This window comes from Pseudomonas sp. GXZC (assembly GCF_026967615.1).
GTDB classification, from domain to species: Bacteria; Pseudomonadota; Gammaproteobacteria; order Pseudomonadales; family Pseudomonadaceae; genus Aquipseudomonas; species Aquipseudomonas azotoformans_A.
This window is the reverse complement of record NZ_CP114115.1, coordinates 5230038-5252129: the sequence shown is the minus strand read 5'-3', so window position 1 is coordinate 5252129 and position 22092 is coordinate 5230038. Positions and strand designations below refer to the sequence as shown.

Annotated in this window: 26 protein-coding genes; 17 read left to right on the top strand and 9 right to left on the bottom strand. The window is 59.9% G+C overall.

Annotation, left to right across the window (positions count from 1 at the left end; genetic code table 11):
• Window positions 1-65: 65 nt before the first annotated feature.
• From OZ428_RS24685 to OZ428_RS24675, 3 genes are read right to left on the bottom strand one after another with little or no spacing between them, the layout of a single operon-like run.
• Window positions 66-629 carry a peptidylprolyl isomerase gene (locus tag OZ428_RS24685; protein WP_033900612.1) on the bottom strand — a complete coding sequence of 188 codons (564 nt, stop codon included), beginning with the start codon at window positions 627-629 and terminating at the stop codon, window positions 66-68.
• 3 nt (window positions 630-632) lie between these two features.
• Complete coding sequence (locus OZ428_RS24680) at window positions 633-1436, bottom strand: alpha/beta fold hydrolase (RefSeq protein WP_269131615.1); 804 nt, start codon at window positions 1434-1436, stop codon at window positions 633-635.
• A gap of 14 nt (window positions 1437-1450) precedes the next feature.
• Entirely contained in the window at window positions 1451-2374 is a 924-nt protein-coding gene (locus OZ428_RS24675; RefSeq protein WP_016979354.1) for a LysR family transcriptional regulator, read from the bottom strand.
• Between the two features lie 49 nt (window positions 2375-2423).
• Between OZ428_RS24675 and OZ428_RS24670 the strand changes: the two genes are divergently transcribed.
• The 4 genes from OZ428_RS24670 to OZ428_RS24655 all read left to right on the top strand — a co-directional run bounded on the left by OZ428_RS24670 (window position 2424) and on the right by OZ428_RS24655 (window position 5523).
• Window positions 2424-2738: a 3-phosphoglycerate kinase gene (locus tag OZ428_RS24670; protein ID WP_269131614.1), complete on the top strand. Its 315-nt coding sequence runs from the start codon at window positions 2424-2426 to the stop codon at window positions 2736-2738.
• Between the two features lie 139 nt (window positions 2739-2877).
• Entirely contained in the window at window positions 2878-3477 is a 600-nt protein-coding gene (locus OZ428_RS24665; RefSeq protein WP_269131613.1) for an FMN-dependent NADH-azoreductase, read from the top strand.
• A 202-nt stretch (window positions 3478-3679) separates the two neighbouring features.
• Complete coding sequence (locus OZ428_RS24660; protein ID WP_269131612.1) at window positions 3680-4558, top strand: carboxylate/amino acid/amine transporter; 879 nt, start codon at window positions 3680-3682, stop codon at window positions 4556-4558.
• 272 nt (window positions 4559-4830) lie between these two features.
• Window positions 4831-5523 carry a hypothetical protein gene (locus OZ428_RS24655; RefSeq protein ID WP_269131611.1) on the top strand — a complete coding sequence of 231 codons (693 nt, stop codon included), beginning with the start codon at window positions 4831-4833 and terminating at the stop codon, window positions 5521-5523.
• 2 nt (window positions 5524-5525) lie between these two features.
• Here OZ428_RS24655 and OZ428_RS24650 read toward each other — a convergent pair whose 3' ends face one another.
• Window positions 5526-6824, bottom strand: a complete 1299-nt coding sequence (locus OZ428_RS24650) for a mechanosensitive ion channel family protein (RefSeq protein ID WP_269131610.1) — start codon at window positions 6822-6824, stop codon at window positions 5526-5528.
• Between the two features lie 193 nt (window positions 6825-7017).
• On the opposite strand from OZ428_RS24650, the gene OZ428_RS24645 reads away from it, so the two are divergent.
• Window positions 7018-8364: a DEAD/DEAH box helicase gene (locus OZ428_RS24645; protein WP_269131609.1), complete on the top strand. Its 1347-nt coding sequence runs from the start codon at window positions 7018-7020 to the stop codon at window positions 8362-8364.
• Window positions 8365-8414: 50 nt separating this feature from the next.
• Here the strand turns inward: OZ428_RS24645 and OZ428_RS24640 are convergent, their stop codons facing one another.
• The gene (locus tag OZ428_RS24640; protein ID WP_269131608.1) at window positions 8415-8690 is read right to left on the bottom strand and encodes a hypothetical protein; all 276 of its coding nucleotides are present in this window, start codon (window positions 8688-8690) and stop codon (window positions 8415-8417) included.
• A 153-nt stretch (window positions 8691-8843) separates the two neighbouring features.
• Between OZ428_RS24640 and OZ428_RS24635 the strand changes: the two genes are divergently transcribed.
• The 5 genes from OZ428_RS24635 (at window position 8844) to copD (ending at window position 13169) form a co-directional block, all read left to right on the top strand.
• Complete coding sequence (locus OZ428_RS24635) at window positions 8844-9233, top strand: hypothetical protein (protein ID WP_010208626.1); 390 nt, start codon at window positions 8844-8846, stop codon at window positions 9231-9233.
• Window positions 9234-9360: 127 nt separating this feature from the next.
• Window positions 9361-11067 (top strand): copper resistance system multicopper oxidase, encoded by a 1707-nt coding sequence (locus tag OZ428_RS24630; RefSeq protein WP_269131607.1) that lies wholly within the window; start codon window positions 9361-9363, stop codon window positions 11065-11067.
• A 10-nt stretch (window positions 11068-11077) separates the two neighbouring features.
• The gene (locus OZ428_RS24625; protein ID WP_269131606.1) at window positions 11078-11893 is read left to right on the top strand and encodes a copper resistance protein B; all 816 of its coding nucleotides are present in this window, start codon (window positions 11078-11080) and stop codon (window positions 11891-11893) included.
• A gap of 50 nt (window positions 11894-11943) precedes the next feature.
• A complete protein-coding gene (gene copC / locus OZ428_RS24620) occupies window positions 11944-12318 on the top strand; it encodes a copper homeostasis periplasmic binding protein CopC (RefSeq protein ID WP_269131605.1) in 375 nt (124 codons plus the stop codon).
• Window positions 12315-13169, top strand: coding sequence for a copper homeostasis membrane protein CopD (gene copD / locus OZ428_RS24615; RefSeq protein WP_269131604.1), 855 nt, complete (start codon window positions 12315-12317; stop codon window positions 13167-13169). Before copC ends, copD begins: the two co-directional genes overlap by 4 nt.
• On the opposite strand, the gene OZ428_RS24610 is transcribed toward copD, so the two are convergent.
• The 3 genes from OZ428_RS24610 to OZ428_RS24600 form a co-directional block, all read right to left on the bottom strand.
• Window positions 13166-14032, bottom strand: coding sequence for a DUF6279 family lipoprotein (locus OZ428_RS24610; protein WP_269131603.1), 867 nt, complete (start codon window positions 14030-14032; stop codon window positions 13166-13168). The two genes, copD and OZ428_RS24610, sit on opposite strands and share 4 nt — an antisense overlap.
• Window positions 14033-14097: 65 nt before the next feature.
• Window positions 14098-14820 (bottom strand): TorF family putative porin, encoded by a 723-nt coding sequence (locus tag OZ428_RS24605; RefSeq protein WP_269131602.1) that lies wholly within the window; start codon window positions 14818-14820, stop codon window positions 14098-14100.
• Window positions 14821-15027: 207 nt separating this feature from the next.
• The gene (locus tag OZ428_RS24600) at window positions 15028-15207 is read right to left on the bottom strand and encodes a hypothetical protein (RefSeq protein WP_003193095.1); all 180 of its coding nucleotides are present in this window, start codon (window positions 15205-15207) and stop codon (window positions 15028-15030) included.
• A 312-nt stretch (window positions 15208-15519) separates the two neighbouring features.
• Between OZ428_RS24600 and OZ428_RS24595 the strand changes: the two genes are divergently transcribed.
• The 3 genes from OZ428_RS24595 (at window position 15520) to OZ428_RS24585 (ending at window position 18449) form a co-directional block, all read left to right on the top strand.
• Window positions 15520-16356 (top strand): CvfB family protein, encoded by an 837-nt coding sequence (locus OZ428_RS24595; protein WP_269131601.1) that lies wholly within the window; start codon window positions 15520-15522, stop codon window positions 16354-16356.
• 52 nt (window positions 16357-16408) lie between these two features.
• Entirely contained in the window at window positions 16409-16807 is a 399-nt protein-coding gene (locus OZ428_RS24590; protein WP_269131600.1) for a DUF2177 family protein, read from the top strand.
• Between the two features lie 199 nt (window positions 16808-17006).
• Window positions 17007-18449, top strand: coding sequence for an NCS1 family nucleobase:cation symporter-1 (locus tag OZ428_RS24585; RefSeq protein ID WP_269131599.1), 1443 nt, complete (start codon window positions 17007-17009; stop codon window positions 18447-18449).
• Here the strand turns inward: OZ428_RS24585 and OZ428_RS24580 are convergent.
• The gene (locus tag OZ428_RS24580; RefSeq protein WP_269131598.1) at window positions 18361-19569 is read right to left on the bottom strand and encodes an MFS transporter; all 1209 of its coding nucleotides are present in this window, start codon (window positions 19567-19569) and stop codon (window positions 18361-18363) included. The two genes, OZ428_RS24585 and OZ428_RS24580, sit on opposite strands and share 89 nt — an antisense overlap.
• Window positions 19570-19672: 103 nt before the next feature.
• Here OZ428_RS24580 and ptrR point away from each other — a divergent pair, with 103 nt between their 5' ends.
• The 4 genes from ptrR (at window position 19673) to OZ428_RS24560 (ending at window position 22049) form a co-directional block, all read left to right on the top strand.
• Window positions 19673-20566: a putrescine utilization regulator PtrR gene (gene ptrR / locus OZ428_RS24575; RefSeq protein ID WP_269131597.1), complete on the top strand. Its 894-nt coding sequence runs from the start codon at window positions 19673-19675 to the stop codon at window positions 20564-20566.
• A 142-nt stretch (window positions 20567-20708) separates the two neighbouring features.
• Window positions 20709-20831 (top strand): PA1414 family protein, encoded by a 123-nt coding sequence (locus tag OZ428_RS24570; protein WP_003193089.1) that lies wholly within the window; start codon window positions 20709-20711, stop codon window positions 20829-20831.
• A gap of 235 nt (window positions 20832-21066) precedes the next feature.
• Window positions 21067-21669 carry a peptidoglycan recognition protein family protein gene (locus tag OZ428_RS24565; RefSeq protein WP_269131596.1) on the top strand — a complete coding sequence of 201 codons (603 nt, stop codon included), beginning with the start codon at window positions 21067-21069 and terminating at the stop codon, window positions 21667-21669.
• Window positions 21666-22049 carry a hypothetical protein gene (locus OZ428_RS24560; protein WP_269131595.1) on the top strand — a complete coding sequence of 128 codons (384 nt, stop codon included), beginning with the start codon at window positions 21666-21668 and terminating at the stop codon, window positions 22047-22049. Before OZ428_RS24565 ends, OZ428_RS24560 begins: the two co-directional genes overlap by 4 nt.
• Window positions 22050-22092: the final 43 nt, after the last annotated feature.

The window sequence follows — 22092 nt, the reverse complement described above, 5'->3', positions numbered from 1 at the left end:
CCTTTCAAATACGCGCGGTACCTTGTGGGCACCGCGCGGGGCTACCTGAATAAAGCCCTGTTACCTCAGTCGATGCGCTTGGCCGACTTGATGTACACAGGATCGATTGGCACGTTCTGCATGCCCTGCTTGGTGGTGGTCTGCGAGTTGACGATCACATCAACCACGTCCATGCCCTTGACCACTTTGGCGAATACGGCATAACCGCGATCACGGCCTGGGTCGAGGAAGGCATTGTCGGCCACGTTGATGAAGAACTGGCTGGTGGCCGAATCCGGGTCACTGGTGCGCGCCATGGACAGGGTGCCACGTACGTTATGCAGGCCATTGCTGGCTTCGTTCTTGATCGGCGCTTCAGTTGGCTTTTGCGACATCGACTGAGTAAACCCGCCGCCCTGCACCATGAAGCCTGGGATCACGCGGTGGAAAATCGTGTTGGTGTAGAAGCCCTTGTCGACATAGGCCAGGAAGTTCTTGGTGCTGATTGGTGCCTTGACCGGGTCCAGTTCGATCTCGATGTCGCCATTGGTTGTGGTGATCAATACGTGGGGCGCCTTGACGGGCTCGGCGGCCATCAGGTTGGCGGCGAACAGAACGGAACCGGCGAAGAAGGCGATTTTTTTCAACATGGGTCAGTGATCCTGGGTAGTGGTTTCGACTGTCTTTAGAAAATCGAGCAGGGTTGCGTTAAAGACTTCGGGTTGGTCCAAGGGCGTGGCATGGCGGGAATCCTCGATCACCACCAGTCGCGCATCGGGCAGCAGTTTTACATAGTTTTCTTTTTGCGCCACGGGGGTGTAGTCGTGGTCGGCGCTGATGACCAGGGTTGGACAGGTGATTCTGGAAAGTCGTTCCTGCACGCCCCAGCCCACAATGGCATCGAAGCTGGCGAGATAAGCACGTTTGTCGTTTTTTGCCCAGCGTTCGGCCATCTTGCGGCGCAGGTCGGCCTGATGCGGTTTTGGGAACAGACGGTCGCCCAATGCCTTGCCGATGGTGGCCAGGCTGAGCACACGCGCCAGGCTCCAGCGTTTGGCCCATTGCCAGTAATCATCGGCACTGCGCACCTTCACCTCTGGCGCGCTGTTGACGATGCACAGGCTCTTGACCTGCGCGGGTTCGTCCACCGCCAACTGGAAGGCAATCATGCCGCCCATGGACAAGCCCACCACATGGGCGGGTGGCAAATCCAAGTGTTCGATCAATGCCAGCAAATCAAAGGTGAAGCCCTGGATGCTGTAGCGCTCGCGCGGTTTGTCCGAGCGGCCGTGGCCGCGCACATCGACCACGATCAGGCGGTAATGCCTGGCCAGCACCGGAATCTGCAGTTCCCAATCCTGGCTGCTGGAGCCCAGGCCGTGGATCAGGATCAGCGGCGTGCCGTGGCCGTATTCTTCGTAGTGCAGGCTGCATCCTTCGTGGTCGAACCAGGCCATGCATGAACTCCGTTTCAGGCTTGCTGCGGGGCGGCGAAAGGCGCGTCCAACGGGGCGGTGTCAAAGGTGCGCAGCAGTTCCACGAGGATCTGCGTCGCCGGCCCCAAGGGTTTGTCCTTGTTCGAATACAGGTAGAACGTCGGGTTGCGGCTTCCACCCTTTTCCAAGGGTAGCTGCTTGAGCAGGCCTTCCTTCATTTCGCGTTCGATCAGGTGACGGGGCAACCAGGCAAAGCCCAGGCCGCTGCTGACAAACGTGGCGGCGGTGGCCAGGCTGCCGACGGTCCAGCGCTGTTCGGCGCCAAGCCAACCCACATCCCGTGGTTGCTGGCGGCCGGAATCGCGAATCACCACCTGCATCTGGCTTTCCAGGTCCTGAAAGCTCAGCTCGCGGTTCAGGCGGTGCAATGAGTGGTCCGGATGGGCCACGGCAATGAATTCCACATCGCTCATTTCCGTGCCCAGGTAGCCGGGGATGATGAAGCCGCTGATGGCCAGGTCGGCCATGCCATCGAGCAACAGCTCTTCGACGCCCGACAGCACTTCCTCACGCAGGCGCACACGACAACCCCGGCTCTGCGGCATAAATGCGGTGAGCGCGCGTACCAGGCGTGCGTTCGGATAGGCCGCATCCACCACCAGGCGCACCTCGGCTTCCCAGCCTTGTTCCATGTGGTGGGCGAGGTCTTCCAATTGGCTGGCGTTTTTCACCAGCTGTCGGGAGCGGCGCAACAGCACTTCACCCGCGTCAGTGAGCACGGCTTTGCGCCCGTCGATGCGCAGCAGCGGCACGCCAAGCTGGTCTTGCATGCGGGCCACGGTGTAGCTCACCGAGGACTGCGAACGGTGCAGCGCTTCGGCCGCCTGGGCGAAGCCGCCATGGTCGACCACGGCTTGCAGCGTGCGCCATTGATCGAGGGTAACGCGGGGCGCTTTCAAGATGGGTTCCTCTTGTCCTAAGCTGACAGTCCTTATTGGAGACTGCCGAATGAGAAAATTCTGTTGTGTGTTGCTGGCGCTGCTGCCATTGAGTGCATTTGCCTACCCTATCGACGTGACGAAAAAGATCGACGGCGTCAGCATCGACTACACCGCCTCCGATGTGGACGGTGATATCAGCTCGATTCAACTCAATAACTACGGCACTCAAGACGCGCTTTGCTCGGTAACCTTCACCAACGGCCCGGAATCGCCGCGCCGCAGAACGGTCACGGTGCCGGCGGGCAAAAGCACCAACACCACGGTCAAGTTCAACCGCGCCATTATCAAGATGCGTATCGCCCTGGCTTGCGCACCGAAGTAACCCAGCAGCGGAGCATGCTCTGCTTATAAACAAATTTATAGATGGGTTATAGCAGTTTTTTGCGCTTTTTTATCGAATTGGCTCTGTTTAATCTCCACTCCATCGCCTTACAGCAATTTCCGATGGAGCCTACCCAGCCATGTCCAACGTTCTGATCATCGAAAGCAGCGCCCGCCAGCAGGATTCGATTTCCCGCCAACTGACTCAGCAATTCATCAGCCAATGGCAGGTCGCCCACCCGGCGGACCAGATCACCGTGCGTGACGTGGCCCTCAACCCGGTTCCGCACCTGGACGCCAACCTGCTCGGCGGCTGGATGAAGCCAGCGGATCAACGCAACGACAGCGAGCAGGCGTCCCTGGATCGCTCCGACGAATTGACCAACGAACTGCTGGCGGCCGACGTGCTGGTGATGGCCGCACCGATGTACAACTTCGCCATTCCCAGCACCCTCAAAGCCTGGCTGGACCACGTGTTGCGCGCCGGTGTGACCTTCAAGTACACCGCCACCGGGCCACAGGGGCTGCTGACCGGCAAACGCGCCATCGTGCTCACTGCGCGCGGCGGCATCCATACCGGCGCGAGCTCCGATCACCAGGAACCCTATCTGCGCCAGGTCATGGCCTTTATCGGGATTCATGACGTCACCTTCATTCACGCCGAAGGAGTGAACTTGAGCGGTGACTTCCAAGAGAAGGGCATCAACCACGCCAAGGCGCTGTTGGCCCAGGTCGCCTGATCCGTTAATCGCCAGATAATCCCGAGATGGTTATCTAGCTCCACGCAAGCCCTTCAAGTACGCGTAACAGACCTCCCTTTGCACTTTTGCTCCTGAGTGCTCCTGCCCGACTGCCGCTTTAGCGAGGTCGGGTTTTTTTTGCCCCGAGTTTCTTCAACCGCCGAAAACCTTTAATGTCCCGCCCATTCGAAACGAGGCGCGCATGGGCTACTTACTGGTTGTCACCCTGATTCAGGTATTTTCCTTCAGCTTGATCGGCGAATACCTCGCCGGACACGTCGACAGCTACTTCGCCGTCCTAGTGCGCGTGCTGCTGGCCGGCTTGGTATTCATCCCGCTGACGCGCTGGCGCTCGGTTGAACCGGGCTTCATGCGCGGCCTGCTGGTGATCGGCGCGCTACAGTTCGGTGTGACGTACGTGTGCCTGTACCTGAGCTTTCGCGTGCTCACGGTGCCGGAAGTGTTGTTGTTCACCATCCTCACGCCGTTGCACGTGACGCTTATCGAGGATGCGCTTAACCGGCGCTTCAACCCCTGGGCGTTGATTGCCGCGTTGGTGGCGGTGGCGGGCGCGGCGGTGATCCGTTTCGACCAGATCACTGCGCACTTCCTCGGGGGGTTCCTGTTGCTGCAACTGGCTAACTTCACCTACGCCGCCGGGCAGGTGATGTACAAGCACCTGGTCAAACGCTACCCAAGCGATCAGCCGCATTACCGGCGTTTTGGTTTCTTCTACGTGGGTGCGTTGCTGGTGGTGTTACCGGCGTTCCTGATGTTTGGCAAGGCCAACTACCTGCCCGATGCACCGCTGCAATGGGGTGTGCTGGTGTTCCTCGGGTTGGTCAGTACGGCGCTGGGCATGTACTGGTGGAACAAGGGCGCCTGCCTGGTGCAGGGCGGCACGTTGGCGGTGATGAACAACCTGCATGTGCCGGTGGGGTTGCTGTTGAACTTGCTGATCTGGAACCAGCATGAGCCGCTGGGGCGGTTGGCGTTGGGTGGGTTGGTGATTCTGGGGGCGGTGTGGATCAGTCGGTTGGGCAATCAACCGGGCAGTGGTGCAGTGAAAAAAGCGTCTTAGCAAAAAGTTGGATCGCCAGAAATGCGGAGGCCCCGCAAAGCGGGGCCGTCACATAACCTAGTCTCGTCACCGTTTCGTGTCGCACGGGAGTGGAGGTTCCTAGGGCTGCGGGGTGAGATTACCAGCCGCGATTTTTACGTCAACCCCCTATGGCGCCGGTTTAGGTCAACTGCACCATTCGGCAACAGTATGTTTATTTCAAGCAAAAGAACCTGTCTGCACTATCGCTCGCGCTTGTACATTTCTTTGCGCTAAAGGGAGCTTGCGGGTAGATGGTCTGGCAAACGTTGGAGGCGAAGCTCTCCACACCACGAATGAACCGCTACCTCATGGGGCATCAGGGCAATAAAGAGCATGCCGCTGCTGCCTATGTGCACAATATGAGGATCGCAGAGTCCCTGGTCTCGATTTTTCACGTGCTTGAAGTTGGGCTGCGCAACAGTATTCAGCGCGAGATGGTGCGCGAGTACCGACGTGACGACTGGTACGAGGCCTTCAAGGCAAGCACCAATCCAGAGCTTCGCTCCAGCTATCAAAAAGTAGACGACGCGCGTACGGCACTCATGAAAAGAGGTGTCGACCCAGGTCCGGACGACATCACGGCTGAGTTGAGCTTTGGCTTCTGGACTTCACTGTTCAATCGAAAGGCCTTTCCGGATGTTTCCAAGCCTTTGATGAAGGTATTTTTCTACTGCCCAAGAAACGCCAAGAAAGCTGACGTTATTCGTAGCCGCCTGAACAATGCGAGGGACCTGCGAAATCGCTGTTTCCACCACGAGCCACTCCTATGGCAACCGCTATTTGCCTTGCATCGGGATATCACAGAAGTAGTGCAGTGGATTGATCCTGATTTGTGCGCTTGGTTAAAAAGCCACGATCGACTCCCTACTGCATTAGTCGATTGGAGTCACTGGCGGGAGGCGGCGAAGCGTCCGGCCACCCAACCGGCCTCAAAATCTCAATAGCGCTATATCACGGTTTTTTCCGGTGCAGACAAATGACTGGCCCCCAACACCGCCGGCAAAACCCCCGCACGCAAATCATTCCCACTCGGCTGCTGATACAGGCTCAAGCCAAACTCCGGCAGCACCGCCAGCAGGTAATCAAAAATATCCCCCTGGATCCGCTCGTAGTCCGCCCACGCCGTGGTGCGGGTAAAGCAGTAGATCTCCAGCGGCACGCCTTGGGCGGTGGTTTGCATCTGGCGCACCATGCAGGTCATGTTCGGCTGGATGTCCGGGTGGCTTTTCAGGTAGGCAAGGGCATAAGCGCGGAAGGTGCCGAGGTTGGTCATGCGACGGCGGTTGGCCGAGAGTTGCGCAATGTGGCCCTGGGCTTCGTTCCAGGCCTTGAGTTCGGCCTGTTTGCGTCCGATGTAGTCGGTGAGCAGGTGCACCTGGGTCATGCGTACTTCCTCATCGTCACGCAGGAAGCGCACGCCGCTGGCGTCGATGAACAGGCTGCGCTTGATACGGCGCCCGCCGGAGGCCTGCATGCCGCGCCAGTTCTTGAACGACTCGGACATCAGGCGCCAGGTGGGTATGGAGACGATGGTCTTGTCGAAGTTCTGCACCTTGACCGTGTGCAAGGTGATGTCCACCACGTCGCCATCGGCGCCGACCTGGGGCATCTCGATCCAGTCACCGACCCGCAGCATGTCGTTGCTGGTCAACTGCACGCTGGCGACGAACGACAGCAGCGTGTCCTTGTACACCAACAGGATCACCGCCGACATGGCGCCAAGCCCTGACAGCAGCAACAGTGGCGAGCGGTCGATCAGGGTGGCGACGATGATGATCGCGCCAAACACGAACAGCACCATCTTCGCCAACTGCACGTAGCCCTTGATCGAGCGGGTGCGCGCGTGTTCGGTGCGGGCGTAGATGTCCAGCAGGGCGCTGAGCAGGGCGCTCATGGCCAGCACCAGGAACAGGATGGTCAGTGCCAGGGCCACATTGCCGATGAACAGGATGGCGGTCTTGCTCAGGTCCGGCACCAGGTACAGGCCGAACTGGATCACCAAGGACGGCGTCATCTGTGCCAGGCGATGGAAGACCTTGTTGTGCCGCAGGTCGTTGAGCCAGTGCAGGGCCGGTTGCCGGCCGAGCAGCTTGACGGCGTGGAGGATGAGGTAACGTGCCACTCGTCCGAGCAACAGCGCCACCACCAGCAACACCAGCAAGCCGAGGCTGGCATGCAGCAGCGGATGTTCGTCGAGGGCGCCCCAGAGGTCTTGGACGTTGAGCCAGAGCTGTTTGATATCCATGGATGAGACCGATTCTTCTATAAGACAACACGGGGCGATTAGAGCATTTAAGTGCAACAAAGTTGATGTCATGGACAAATGCACTGACAAAAAAGCAGCCGATTAGCACCGTTCGCGTAAAGAAACTCGGTTTGGACGCGCGAAACCGGTAACCTATGCAGCTGATTTTTTGTATTTCTTCGAGGTAGCACCCGTGTTTTCCCAATTCGCCCTGCACGAACGCCTGCTCAAAGCCGTGGCCGAGCTTAAATTTGTCGAGCCTACGCCTGTGCAAGCAGCGGCCATCCCGCTCGCGCTCGAAGGGCGTGACCTGCGGGTGACAGCTCAAACCGGTAGCGGCAAGACCGCCGCTTTCGTCCTGCCTGTGCTGAACCGCCTGATCGGGCCGGCCAAGGTTCGCGTCAGCATCAAGACCCTGATCCTGCTGCCGACCCGCGAGCTGGCCCAGCAGACCCTGAAGGAGGTTGAGCGTTTCTCGCAGTTCACCTTCATCAAGTCCGGCATCATCACCGGCGGTGAAGATTTCAAGGTCCAGGCCGCCATGCTGCGCAAGGTGCCGGACATCCTGATCGGCACCCCAGGCCGCATGATCGAGCAGCTCAATGCCGGCAACCTCGACCTCAAGGAAGTCGAAGTGCTGGTATTGGACGAAGCCGACCGCATGCTCGACATGGGCTTTGCCGACGACGTGCAGCGCCTGGTGGGCGAATGCGTCAACCGCCAGCAGACCATGCTGTTCTCCGCCACCACCGGTGGTTCGACCCTGCGCGACATGGTCGCCAAGGTGCTGAACAACCCTGAACACCTGCAGGTCAACAACGTCAGCGACCTGAATGCGACCACGCGCCAGCAGATCGTCACCGCCGACCACAACGTGCACAAAGAGCAGATCCTCAACTGGCTGTTGGCCAACGAGACCTATCAGAAAGCCATCGTGTTCACCAACACCCGCGCCGCCGCCGACCGCATCTACGGCCGCCTGGTATCCCAGGAATACAAGGCGTTCGTGCTGCACGGCGAGAAAGACCAGAAGGACCGCAAGCTGGCGATCGATCGCCTCAAGGCCGGTGGCGTGAAGATCCTGGTCGCCACCGACGTCGCCGCCCGTGGCCTGGACGTGGACGGCCTGGACCTGGTGATCAACTTCGACATGCCGCGCAGTGGCGACGAATATGTACACCGTATCGGGCGTACCGGGCGTGCCGGTAACGATGGCCTGGCGATCTCGCTGATCTGCCACGGCGACTGGAACCTGATGTCGAGCATCGAGCGCTACCTCAAGCAGTCGTTCGAGCGCCGCACTATCAAGGAAGTCAAAGGCACCTACACCGGGCCGAAGAAGGTCAAGGCGTCGGGCAAGGCCGTTGGCGTGAAGAAGAAAAAGACCGACGCCAAGGGCGACAAGAAGAAAACCGGTGCCAAGTCGCCGACCAAGCGCAAGATCGCTAACCGGCCGAAGACCGACAACCTGTCGCTCGTCAGCAAGGACGGCATGGCGCCACTCAAGCGCCGCAAGCCGGAAGCCCCGGCTGCCGAATAAGGCGCAGGTGATGTGAAAAAACCGGACGATTGTCCGGTTTTTTTATGCCATCAATTTTTGGCCTTGGCGGAGGCTTCCTTGAGTTCCTTCAGGCGAGCATCGATCAGCTGGCACTTGTCAGGGAACTCCGCGCTTTCGGTGTCCAGGTCCATCTTCTGCAGCTCGTCGTTCATCTCCTTGGCCTTGGTCGGGTTCTGTTCGGTCAGCTTGGCCACTTCCTGGGCCAGTTGCGCGCGCTTGGCCGTGGCCTCGTCGGGCGTACAGGCCCAGGCGGGCAGCGCGGTCAATAAGGTGGCGGCAATGGCCAGGTTCATCAGGATTTTCATGGGTGGACCTCCTTGGCAGGGATATTCAGTTGAGGTCGTGGGCACCTGGAAAGTTCACGCCAATGACGCTCGTCTCTTGGGCTGAACGGCCAGTGGCGCGGCGGGTCACAACTTTAACGGGCTACTTTTCACCCGCCCGCAGGAGGAATCAGGATGACGACTTACAACTGGGATCTGATCGAACGTCTGCTGCATGAAGTGCAGAACGGCGAGGGCAGCTTCGCCCCGCGCAAATACGCCGAGCAGGAAGCGGCCGAGAAGGCCACGGCGGGCGAGTCCACCGGCAACCTGGACGCGCTCAAGAAGACCGCTGCGGACTACGAAGCGCTGCTGTTCAAGCGCGGTTTTATCGAATCGCGCCCCGAAGACGAGGGCGGCAATGGCGAGAATTTCATCCTGACTCCGCTGGGTGCGCAATTGCTGGCGCTGATCGACAGTTCGATCCCGGGCAATGATCACCCGCGTCAGGTGCTGGATGAACAGCCTGACGCGCTGGACCCGGCGACCTTCGCCGAGGTGGCCTCCAAGGCCCAGATCGCCTGATCCCTCTCACGCCCCGGCGCTGTCGCAACGCCGGGGCGAAACTGTCAGATCGGTAATCTGTCGCTAAGCTGGCTGACAGCCGGCCCTGCCTACTCTGCTGCCATTCAACTCATGGATTTGAATCGGCATGCACTCCAACACTACCCGACGTACCTTCGTCAAAGGTCTGGCTGCCGGCGGCTTGCTGGGCGGGCTCGGCCTCTGGCGCAGCCCGGTCTGGGCCTTGACCAGTCCCGGCCAGCCCACGGTGCTGGCCGGCACCGAATTTGATCTGTTCATCGACCAAAGCCCGGTCAACCTCACTGGCCGTAAACGCACGGCACTGACCATCAATGGCAGCCTGCCCGGCCCGCTGCTGCGCTGGCGCGAAGGCGACACTGTAACCCTTCGCGTGAAGAACCGCTTGGCCGAACCGACGTCGATCCATTGGCACGGCATTCTCCTGCCGTCGAACATGGACGGCGTTCCGGGCTTGAGCTTCAAGGGCATCGAGCCGGGTGGCGTGTTTGTCTACCAATTCACGGTCAAGCAGCACGGCACATACTGGTACCACAGCCATTCCGGGTTCCAGGAGCAGCAGGGTGTGTATGGCCCGCTGGTGATCGACCCGAGGGAGCCCGAACCGTATACCTATCAGCGCGACTACGTGGTGATGCTGTCGGACTGGACCGACGAAGACCCGGTCGCCTTGATGAAAACCCTCAAGAAACAGTCCGACTACTACAACCTGCACAAGCCGACCGTGGGCGACTTCGTGCGGGATGTGGGCAAGCAAGGCGGGTCGGCCACGGTGGCTGACCGCCTGATGTGGGCGCAAATGAAGATGAACCCCACGGACTTGGCCGACGTCAGCGGCGAAACCTACACCTACCTGCTCAACGGCCAACCGCCGGAGCGCAACTGGACCGGCGTATTCAAGGCGGGCGAGACGATCCGGCTGCGCTTTATCAACGGCTCGGCAATGAGCTACTTCGATGTGCGCATTCCGGGGCTGAAGATGACCGTGATTGCCGCCGATGGCCAGCCAGTGCAGCCGGTGAGCGTCGACGAGTTCCGTATCGCCGTGGCAGAGACCTTCGATGTGCTGGTCGAGCCGACGGCCGAGGCTTACACACTGTTTGCCCAGTCGATGGACCGCAGTGGTTATGCCCGCGGCACGCTTGCCCGACAAACCGGGGCGATGGCCACCGTACCGGCACTGGACCCGCGCCCCTGGATCACCATGGAGGATATGGGCATGGGGGGCATGGACCACGGCGCCATGGCGGACATGCCGGATATGGCGGGCATGGATCACAGTGCCATGTCGATGCAGGCCCATCCGGCGAGCGAGCAAGACAACCCGCTGGTGGATATGCAAGCCATGAGCCCGGTGCCCAAGCTCGACGATCCCGGCATCGGCCTGCGCAACAACGGCCGGCGCGTCCTGACTTACGCCGACCTGCGCAGCGCCTTCGAAGACCCTGACGGACGCGAGCCCAGTCGCACCATCGAACTGCACCTCACTGGGCATATGGAGAAATTCGCCTGGTCATTCAATGGCGTGAAGTTCTCCGATGCCGAACCCTTGCAACTGACCTACGGCGAGCGCGTCCGGCTGGTGCTGGTCAACGACACAATGATGAGTCATCCCATTCATTTGCACGGTCTGTGGAGTGACCTGGAGGACGAAAACGGCCAGTTCCAGGTGCGCAAACACACCATCGACATGCCGCCGGGCTCACGGCGCAGCTACCGGGTGACTGCCGACGCGCTTGGGCGTTGGGCCTATCACTGCCACCTGCTGTACCACATGGAAATGGGCATGTTTCGCGAGGTGCGCGTGCATGAATAAGGAAACGAGCATGAGCCGTCGTGTCTTATCCGGCTTAATCGCGTTGGCGTTTGTTCCGCTGGCACAGGCCGATGAATTCCAAGGCATGAGCCCGGCGACACCGGCGCTCACCGAGAGCCGCACACCGATCCCCATATTGACGGACGCCGATCGCGCTGCGGTCTACAACGCGCCCGGTGGGCACGTGGTTCACGACAGTGGCATCCATTCCCTGCTGCTGATCAACCAGTTGGAATGGCAAGGCGGCGAGGGCGACGGCGCGCTGAACTGGGATATCAAGGGCTGGGCCGGTGGTGATATCGATCGCCTGTGGCTGCGCAGCGAAGGCGAGCGCAGTGCCGGTCGCACCGAAAGCGCTGAAGTCCAGGCGTTGTGGGGGCATGCCATCAGTCCTTGGTGGGACCTTGTTGGCGGTGTGCGCCAGGACTTCAAACCCGGTGACGGCCAGACCTGGACGGCCTTCGGCGCGCAGGGCATGGCGCTGTACAACTTTGAAGTCGAAGCCACGGTGTTTGTCGGTGAAGCCGGGCGCACTGCTTCGCGGCTGGAGGGCGACTACGACATCCTGCTGACCAATCGACTGATCCTGCAGCCCACCGCCGAACTCAACTTTTATGGGCGCAACGATCCGCAGCGCGGCGTCGGTTCGGGCCTGTCAGACAGTGAGCTGGGCTTGAGGCTGCGTTACGAAGTGCGCCGCGAATTTGCGCCCTATGTGGGCGTGACCTGGAATCGCAGCTACGGCCAGACCGCGCAATACGCCAGGGATGAAGGTGAAGACACGCGGCAGCTGCGTTGGGTCGTGGGCGTGCGCTTGTGGTTCTGATGTTTTTACTCTTCCAATAACTCGCCGCCATGAGCGGCCTGGAGCCTTGCATGTCGATGTTGAAAACCGCCCTGGCGGGCGTTGTGTTATGCACCAGCGTGGCGGCTTCAGCCCATCCCACGCTGCTGTCTTCCAGCCCGGCATCCGGTGCCCAAGGTGTTGCCCCCGAAGTGATCGAACTGCGCTTCTCGGAAAACCTGCTGACGCAGTTTTCCGGCGCCAAGCTGACCATGACCGATATGCCCGGCATGCCCAATTCGCCAATGCCGGTAAAGGCCAGTGTCGCCGCCAGTGCTGATCCAAAAGTGATGCTGATCAAGCCGGCCTCCACGCTGACGGCGGGTACCTATCGGGTGGATTGGCGCGCTGTGTCGTCCGATACCCACCCGATCCTTGGCAATGTGGTGTTCAGCGTCCAGCCATGAGTGAACTGGTCCCGGTGTTACTGCGCTTCGCCCTGTATCTGGACTTGATGCTGCTGTTTGGACTGGGGCTGTTCGGCCTGTATGCAGACAGCCGGTTGCTGAATCTGAAGCTTCAGCTACGGGCATTGGCGGCACTGGGTTTGCTGCTGTCGGTGGCGTCGTTGCTGTCCATGACTCAGTCCATGAGCGGTGCCGAGGATTGGCCAACGCTGTGGACGCACCTGCAGATGATGCTCTGGCACACCGAATTGGGCTGGACGTGGTGGCTGCGGATTGCGGCGCTGGTTCTGGTTGCACTCAATACCCGGTTGGCCACCGGGTTCGGCGGTATCGCGTTGGTGACGCTGGCCTGGACCGGGCATGGGGTGATGCATGAAGGCTCGTTGGGGCTTTGGCATCTTCTCAGCGACAGTGCGCATCTGCTGGCGGCGGCGGGCTGGGTCGGGGCATTGGCGGCGTTCGGGCTGATGTTGAGGAGTACATCTGAGCAGGCGGTGCCAGCGTTGGCACATGCCTTGGCAGGCTTCGAGCGTGTCGGCGCGGTCTTCGTCGTGGTGCTGATTGGCACGGGCGTGGCGAATTATCTGTTTGTGGTCGGGCCGAACCTGAATGGCATTACGGGCGGCGTCTACGCGATCCTGTTGTGCTTGAAGTTGGGGTTGTTTGGATTGATGTTGGGGCTGGCGGCGCTTAATCGCTCACACCTGACGCCGTTGTTGCAGCGCTCCCTGGCGGTGGGTGACCACCGAGCAGCGCGTGAAGCCTTGCGTCGCAGCATCACCCTGGAGTTTGGGGCGGTGGTGCTGATCCTGGCGCTGGTGGCCTGGTTGGGAACCTTGGCCCCCCGCTAGGACTGCGCACTTTTCAAGCATTTGAGCGCCTGGAAATCGCTACGCACCTTGTCGATCTTCTGGGTGAGCTTCTGCCGTTGCTGCACGGTGCTTTCGGCCATCACGTCGACAATCAGGCTGCGGGCCGCAGCTTCCGTCTGTGCGTAGGCGCTGCGGTATTGCGGGGTCCACAGGCTTTCGCGGTCCACCAGCAACTGCTGCATTTTTTGTGGGAAGTCGGCGTTTTTGCGCTGTTGCACGGCGTCGATAAACTGCGCCTGCCAGCGGGCGCGATTGCCGATCCATTCCTGGTTCTGCTCGCCCAGTGCAATGGACCAGGCGGTCACGCGGTGCTGCTGGCTGGCGCTGAGCGGGCCGATCCAGGCGTCCAGGCGCTTGTTCATGCGCTCGGCGCGCTCCTTGATCTGCTGGGCCAGGGGCGGCTTGAGGTATTCGTCCTGGCGTTTGCGCAGGTCCTTGGCCAGGGCGTCGCTCATTTCCTTGACCTGCTGGTCGTCCAGGCCTTGGAGCAGTTCGATGGCGGAGGGCGTGATCTCACGGGCGACGTCGTCGATGGCCTGTTTGGCTTCGGTGGTGCGGGCCTGGAGCGCGGCGTCGGTGACCTGGTTGTCGTCGGCCATCCGTTGCAGGCGGTCCAGCCAATCCAGGTAACCCGGCAGTTGGGTGGTGCAGTGCCAGGCCAGGTGTTCCTTGAGCTTGTCGTTGAACCAGCTCTTCTGCCCGGCGTTCATGTCCAGGTAGTCGTTGAGGGTCCAGGGGATGATCACGTCGAGGTTGCGATAGGCCAGGCCCACGCGATTGCAACCGGCGAGCACCAGGCTCAGGGTCAGCAGTACCACCAGTAGTTTGAGCCGACGCAGCATGGGCGGGTCCTTCGCAGAGTGGGTTATCACATGTGAACCCGCGCCGGGTGCGACAGTTCATCCCCTCAATAAAACGACCGTGCGGCCTTCAACGTCAACAGGCCATCGCATTGCGAGTTGTGTCCGGAATAGGCCGAGCAATCCCCGCCGCTGAGGCTGGAGTCGCTGTAGATCAGGTTCAAGTCCACGCCCATCCACTGTCGGGAGAATTGCACCGACCAGTCGCTGAAGGTGCGGATGGAGCCGCCCTCCACTGAAACCGGCGTGCCCAACTGATGAGTGGTGTACTTCATGCTGACGCCAATGCCGAACGGCTGGGTGCCGCCGAGGTCAGCAAACAGGGTGCTGTCCTGGCGGTCCGGGTCGTTGCTGAAAGAGGCGCCGAAGCGATTGCCCAATAGGTTCAGGCCACCGTAGAACTCCTGGCTGTCGAGGGGGCTGAGCTTGGGGTAGCTGTAGTGGATCAGGCCCACTTCGTAGCCCAGGGTCTGGTCGAAGGGATGCTTGAAGCCCATGTAGGAATCGACTTCGAGGTTGCTGGACGAGGACAGGCCCATGTTCGGTGAAAACTGGCCGAAGTACAGGCCGCTGTCGTGACTCAGGTCCAGCCCGCCATGGAACGAATCGCTGCCGGGAGACGTCGGCTTGACCAGGCCCTGGGCCATGCTGCGACTGGGCGTCGTGCCCAATTTCAAGTCGAAGTCACCCAATTCACGCTGGAAGATCTGGGCTTCGGCGAGAGGGCTGGCAATCAGGGCGCCGACCAGGAACATGCAGGGTTTGAACATGCTTCACTCCATGAAAAGCGAGGAGCAGTGACGGAGAAAATCGGGCAGATGCCCGTGCTAGACGTGTGCAAGCATACCGGCGAATACCAGGCGGTGAGGCCCGTTCGTCGATTAGCGCGTGATTGAGGGTATTGCAGAGGGTCTTTCGGGCTCTAGTCCTAGCGCCTTGAAGGCAAGACGCTTAGGGACCAGGTGTGTTGCGCGGTATTACTTCTTACCCAGGCTGATCTGCTTGGATGGGCCGAAAGTCTGGCCGCTCACGCCCTTGGCAATCTGCTGGATTTCGCCGCCGGACTTGAGGAAGGCAGCAATCTGGCTGTTGATCGATTCGCTGGTTTCAACGGCGGGAGCTGGCTTTGCTTTGCTGTTGGATGCTTTTACGCGCATGGCGGCCACTAACCTGTAGAAAATTAACTTGGCCAGGCATCGTACAGGAAATACTTGACAATTGCTTGGCAAATATCCCCCGGGAATAACTGGGACGGTGGGAAGTAGCCGAAGTTGATCGCTGAAATAATCCCCTAACTTACTGTTTTAACTCGAAACCATGCAGCTGTCCGCGGCCGACTGCCTGGAAAAAAATGGGCCGATTGATCAGACGAGCGGGGCAGCGCCATGGCAACCCGCGATTTTTCAGGCACGCGCGCGTGGCGAGCGCAACTCGGGTAGAATGCCGCCCACGTAATGAGGGTATTGAAAATGGCTTTGGTCGGGCGCTACAACAGCTTGCAAGTGGTTAAACACACTAACTTTGGTTTGTACCTGGACGGTGCGCAAGATGGCGAAATCCTCTTGCCTAATCGGTATATCCCCAAAGATATTCCCAGTGAAGATGAAGACTGGCTTAACGTTTTCATTTATCTGGACAGCGATGACAAACTTATCGCCACCACTGAAAAGCCCAAAGTCCAAGTGGGTGAGTTCGCCAGTTTGAAAGTGGTAGAAGTCAACAGCATTGGCGTGTTCCTCGACTGGGGCCTGCCCAAGGACCTGTTGCTGCCGTATTCGGAAGAAAAACGCCAGATGACCGCAGGCGAATATTGCGTGGTGCACGTCTACCTCGACAAGCACACCAAGCGCATCACCGCCACTGCGCGCCTGGATCGCTACCTGGATAAGACGCCGGCCAACTACCAGGTAGGCCAGGAAGTCGACCTGCTGGTGGCCGAAGCCACTGACATGGGCTTCAAGGCGATCATCAACAACAAACACTGGGGCCTGATCCACAAGAACGAAGTGTTCAAGTTCCTGCGCCCAGGTAAAGAAGAAAAAGGCTTTATCAAAGAGATCCGCGCCGATGGCAACATCAGCCTGAGCCTGCAGCCGGTTGGCCAGGAAGCCGCCTCCAGCCTCAACTCGAAGATCCTCGCCAAGTTGCGTGAAAACAACGGCAGCTTGCCGGTCAGCGACAAGAGCGATCCGGCCGTGATCAGCAACTTGTTCGGTGTGAGCAAGGGTAACTTCAAGAAGGCCATTGGTGCGTTGTACAAGCAGGGCCAGATCGTGATCCATGCGGATCACATTGAACTAAGCTGACCCCGATTTGCTCTTCTGTAGACGCCCGTCGGCGTCTACAGAGGTTGCATCAATGAGCAAGAAATCGCTGTTCGCCTACTTCGGCACGTTGCTCGCCTTCCTGATCCTGGACGGCCTCTGGCTCGGTGTCCTCATGGGCCCCACCTACAAATCCCTGCTGGGTCCACTGATGCTGGACCAACCCCGCCTGTTGCCCGCCACACTCTTCTATCTCCTTTACGTGCTAGGTTGCGTGGTGTTCGTGGTCTTGCCCAGCGCAAGCTGGCAGCGCGCGGCACGCCTGGGTGCCTTGCTGGGCCTGGTGGCCTACGGCACCTATGACCTGAGTAACTGGGCCACGCTGCAAGGTTGGTCTGTGCAGTTGGCGGTCATGGACATGGCGTGGGGCACCTTCCTGACTGCTGCCTGCTGCACGGCAGGTTATCTGTGTGCACATCGAGTGCAGCGCTGATTGTGTACAGGATTTTTGTGCACCGTTGCTGAGCGTAGGCCCTGCATCCAAGCCTGTTCCCCTCCCTTTGGAACGCCGTTCCAGAGGGATTGGGCTCAATTGGCACGCATTCTGCTGAATGCCTCGTATACAAACCAGGCCGCCTCCCGTATGCACACCCGTGACGGAAGCGCAGGCCGGTATTTCGAGGAGCCCCGCGATGACCGAACAATTGCCCGAAGGCTACAGCCCACGCCTGTATAACCAAGACCTGGGCCCGTTGCCGCAAAAGTGGAACTGGTACAACATTTTCGCCTTCTGGATGAGCGACGTGCACAGCGTCGGCGGTTATGTGTTCGCTGCCAGCCTCTTCGCCCTGGGCCTCGCCAGTTGGCAGGTGCTGATCGCCTTGCTCGCCGGGATCTGCATCGTGCAAGTGATCGCCAATCTGGTAGCCAAACCGAGCCAGCAGGCTGCGGTGCCTTACCCCGTGATCTGTCGCCTGGCATTTGGTGTGTTTGGCGCGAACATTCCTGCGGTGATTCGCGGCTTGATCGCGGTGGCCTGGTATGGGATTCAGACATACCTGGCGTCGAGCGCCTTGATCATCGTGGTGCTGCGCTTCTTCCCACAGATGGCGGTGTACGCGGAGCCGCATTTTGCGGGCTTGTCCTACCTTGGTTGGTTTGGCTTCCTCAGTCTGTGGCTGTTGCAAGCGGCGGTGTTCTGGGCCGGCATGGAATCCATCCGGCGTTTTATCGATTGGGCCGGGCCGGTGGTCTACGCGGTGATGTTCGCCCTGGCGGGTTGGATCGTGTGGAAGGCGGGCTGGTCGAACATCAGCTTCACCCTGGCGGAAAAATCACTGTCGGGCTGGCAGGCCTTCGGCCAGGTGATCGTGGCGACGGCGTTGGTGGTGTCGTACTTTTCCGGGCCGACCCTGAACTTCGGTGATTTCAGCCGCTACTGCCGCAGCATGCAGGACGTGCGACGCGGTAACTTCTGGGGCTTGCCGGTGAATTTCCTGGCGTTTTCCCTGGTCACCGTGGTGATCGTCTCGGGCACCTTGCCGGTGTTTGGCGAAATGCTGCATGACCCGATTGCCACGGTTTCGCGCATCGATAACAGCATGGCGGTGTTGCTGGGGGCGTTTGCTTTTGTCACTGCGACCATCGGTATCAATATCGTCGCCAACTTCGTGTCCCCAGCCTTTGACTTCGCCAACGTCGCACCGAGCAAGATCAGCTGGCGTGCGGGTGGGATGATCGCCGCAGTAGCGTCGATCTTCATCACACCATGGAACCTGTTCAATAACCCGCTGATGATCCACTACACCCTGGATATCCTCGCGGCCTTTATCGGGCCACTGTTTGGCATCCTGCTGGTGGATTTCTACCTGATCAAAAAACAGCAGATCGACGTGGACGCGTTGTTCGATGACAGCCCGAGCGGACGCTACTACTTCGACGGCGGTGTGAACTGGACGGCAGTCAAGGCGCTGGTGCCCGCGACGCTGGTGGGCGTCGCGATCACCTTTACCCCGGCGTTGCAGGGCATGGCCAACTTTGCCTGGTTTACCGGCTGCTTCCTGGGTGGGCTGTTTTTCCTGGTGTTGGCGCGGCGTGAACAGGGGCGTGTGCCTGCACCGCTGGTTGCCGGCTGACCAGGATCGAGCCCGCCACCAGCAAGCCAGCGCCAGCCACCACCAATGCCGGTTGCAGCCCACCACTCAGGTGGCTGCTGACCGAGGCCAGCAACGGCCCGCTCAACTGGCCGATGGCGAAGCTGGCGGTGAGCAGTCCGGTGCTGCGCTGGTAGCCGTGGGGCGCGACGTCCCGCAGGCGGGCCATCACCAACTGCATGCAAGCCAGGAATGGCCCGCCGCACAACAACACCCCCAGTGCCAGGCCCCAGCCATTGCCCAGCAAGCAGGCAAACACCCCGGCCGCTTGCAGCCACAATGTGGTCATCAGCCAGCGGCGAGTGGTGTCTGGGTCCTTGCGGCGCAGGGTTGCCACCACTACGCCAATCGCGGCGGCCAGGCCAAAGCATGGCCAGAACAGGTCGGCTTGCCAGGCACCTTTGAATTGCGCGCTGGCCATCTGCGACAGGAACGTCGCCGGGATGATGTAGCCAAGACCATACAACACATAAATCCAGCACAAATGCGCGATGCTGCCGTTGCTGCCAGCGTCGACGTGCCCGGCAACGGGCGTACCGGTGGGGGAGGGTTTGGGCAGGAAAGGCAAGATGGACAGCAACATCACCAGCGCCACCGCGCCATATACCAGCCACAACGTGCCCGAGTTTTGCCCCATCAGGTTGGAGCCCAGCGCCAGCAAACCGGTCAACAAAATCCCCAGCCCCGGCCCGGCAAAAACCAAGGCACCCAGGCGCGGACGCCCGGCGGCAATCGCCAGCGGCTGGCTCAGGCTGGTGATCATTACCAGGGCCCAGGCACTCGCGACACCGGTCCCAAAGCGCAGCAACAGATGCGGCCAGAACCCGTGGGCCCAGTACGACGCCAGGGTCAGCAGCACGCACAGCCACAACCCGCCATACAAACGCCCACGGACATGATGGTGGCTGCGCGCGAAGATCGAATCTACCGCGCCGACGAAGTAGCCCAGGTAGTTGGCGGCGGCAATCAGGCCGGCGCCGGTCAGGTCGATCTGCCCTTCACTGAGCAGATGGGGCATTTGTGGGGTAAGGGCGAAACGGCCAATCCCCATCGCCATCATCAGGGCGACAAAGCTGGCGAGTAAGCGAACTAAAGGAGACATGATCAGTATTCCTGCGAGTAAACGAATACCCTCAGGCTAAAGTGGATTGACTTTCTGCAAAAATGAATAATAGTGAGTAACTTGTTCAGTTTTGGAGAAAGGTATGGAGTTCAGTCAATTGCGCATTTTCCAGGCGGTGGCGGAAGAGGGCTCCATCACGCGCGCGGCTGAGCGCTTGCATCGGGTGCCGTCGAACCTGTCGACGCGCCTCAAGCAAATGGAGGAGCAGCTCGGCGTAGAGCTGTTCGTGCGTGAGCGCCAGCGCTTGCAGCTGTCACCGGCCGGCAAGGTGTTGCTGGACTACAGCACTCGACTGCTGGCCCTACACGACGAAGCCCACGGCGCGGTGCAAGGCGGGCAGCCGGCCGGCGATTTTGTGGTGGGCAGCATGTACAGCACAGCGGCGGTGCACTTGCCGAAACTGCTGGCGGGCTATCACAAGGCCTACCCGATGGTGAACCTTCAGGTGCAATCGGCACCCAGCGGAGAGCTGCTCGAAGGGTTGATCACCGGCCGGTTGGATGCGGCATTTGTGGACGGCCCCATCACCATCGCTTCCCTGGACGGTGTGCCTCTGTGCGAAGAACGCCTGGTGCTGATCTGCGAGGCCGACCATCCGCCCGTACAGGGGCCGCAGGATGTGGCGGGGCGTTCGGTGTTCACCTTCCGTCGCAGCTGCGCCTATCGCTCCCGCCTGGAAACCTGGTTTTCCCATGAGCGCGTGGCCATGGGCCGGGCGATTGAGATCGAGTCTTATCAGGGCATGCTGGCGTGCGTGATCGCCGGGTCCGGGGTGGCGTTGATGTCCGAATCCATGCTGGAGAGTTTGCCAGGCAAGGACAGCGTGTCCGTTCATCCGTTGAAAGGGCCTTTTGCCACTGCCACCACCTGGCTGATGTGGCGAAAGGGTATGCTCGGCGCTAACCTCAACGCATGGATCGACCTGCAGCAAGCCAGCAAGACTGCGGTCCTGCACGACACGCGCGCCATTGCTTGAGCGATCCGTCAGGATTTTGATGAATTCAGTAATAGTTCGTTGTGGTTTCGTTCAAGCATTACGTAGGACTTAGGGCTACTATCACTGTAGGAAAAGGCGACAGAACTTGCGCCTACCAGCATTACCCTCAAAGGGGGCAACCATGAAAGAGAAAATTCAAAACTGGCTCCATGATCTGGGTGTTGCACTGGGCTTGATCGAGCCTCCGCTGCAACCCGTGCCGATTCGCACCGATGACGAGCAGCGTCGCCCACGTCGCAGGTAAGTCCTGGAAGCGCTCACGCGATTCAATCGCGCGGGCGCTGACACCTTGGGTCGTTCTTCAGGGCGTGTTCGGTTCCCTGTAATCAGGCTGTATTCGCTGTACATTTCGTAGTGTCCGCAACTGTCTGACGAGGCATGCCTCATTGTCAGAGCCTTCTTCTTATTTTGTCATCCGTGCCCTTTTCCCGGTTCTTCCTTCTATATTTTTGCCTTCACATGGATGAATGGGCATTGGAATGTCGAGCATTGATAGCGAAGGCATGTTGATTTCCGAAAGAGTCGAACTCCGTCGGTTTCCAACGATCGAGCATGGGGATTTGCGTAGCGTGAGCGCTTTGGTAGTCCACCAGACGGACGCTCAGACGGCGCAACACACCTTTAATGCTTACCTTGCCAAGGGCAATGGAGCGCACTTTCTCATCGAGAAAAACGGCGTGATCTATCAGACGGCGAGCCTCAAAAAACGCTGTTACCACGTTGGGCGCTACCTGCGCTCCAAGTGCCTGGCAACGGATAAGGCGACGTGCGATACCGCTCAAATCCAACCTATCCAGGCACTCACCTGGACCTTGCAGATTCGAGCGCTGGACCGCTATGAGCGCACCAAGGACTACCCTGAGCGATACCCGATGAACGCGGACTCTTTGGGAATTGAATTGGTCGGCAAGCATCTGGATGCTGCCCGTTACGAGGACGTGACCGCTATGCAGAATCAATCCCTGCGGTGGTTGGTGGCTGAGTTGTATGGCCATTTCCGCCTGACACCGGAGGACGTCTACACGCATCCGCAAATTTCCTACAAACATCCGGGTGAAGCCAGCAGCGCGGTGTGGCAATGAACCTGCGGCGAGGGTTGTTGGGCGTATGGATGATACTTGCCGGGCGCGCGGCCTGCGCTGCGGATATCGACGGCATTGCCATCTCGGGCTTCCACTCCGAAGAACCGGAGCGCTGTCGACCCAGCGACGTTATGTTGGATGAGCGACAAGTCGCGTCCTTCTTCAAGCGCGCTGAACCTATTGACGCACGCACGCTGCATGACGAATACGACTGGGCACCTTGTTACCTCGAAGGCACACTGAAGTATCGCGGCAAGGCGTGTACTTGGCGGGTGAGGGCGGGGGCCACAGGGGAGATCGAATGCCCTGCAACCGAGCAGTATTTTGGCTGTAAGTCTTGCGGTGATTTGTTTGAACAGGTCCGCCTGGATGCTGAGTAAAAAAACGGGCACGACATCCGACGTCGCGCCCGCTGAAGAAACC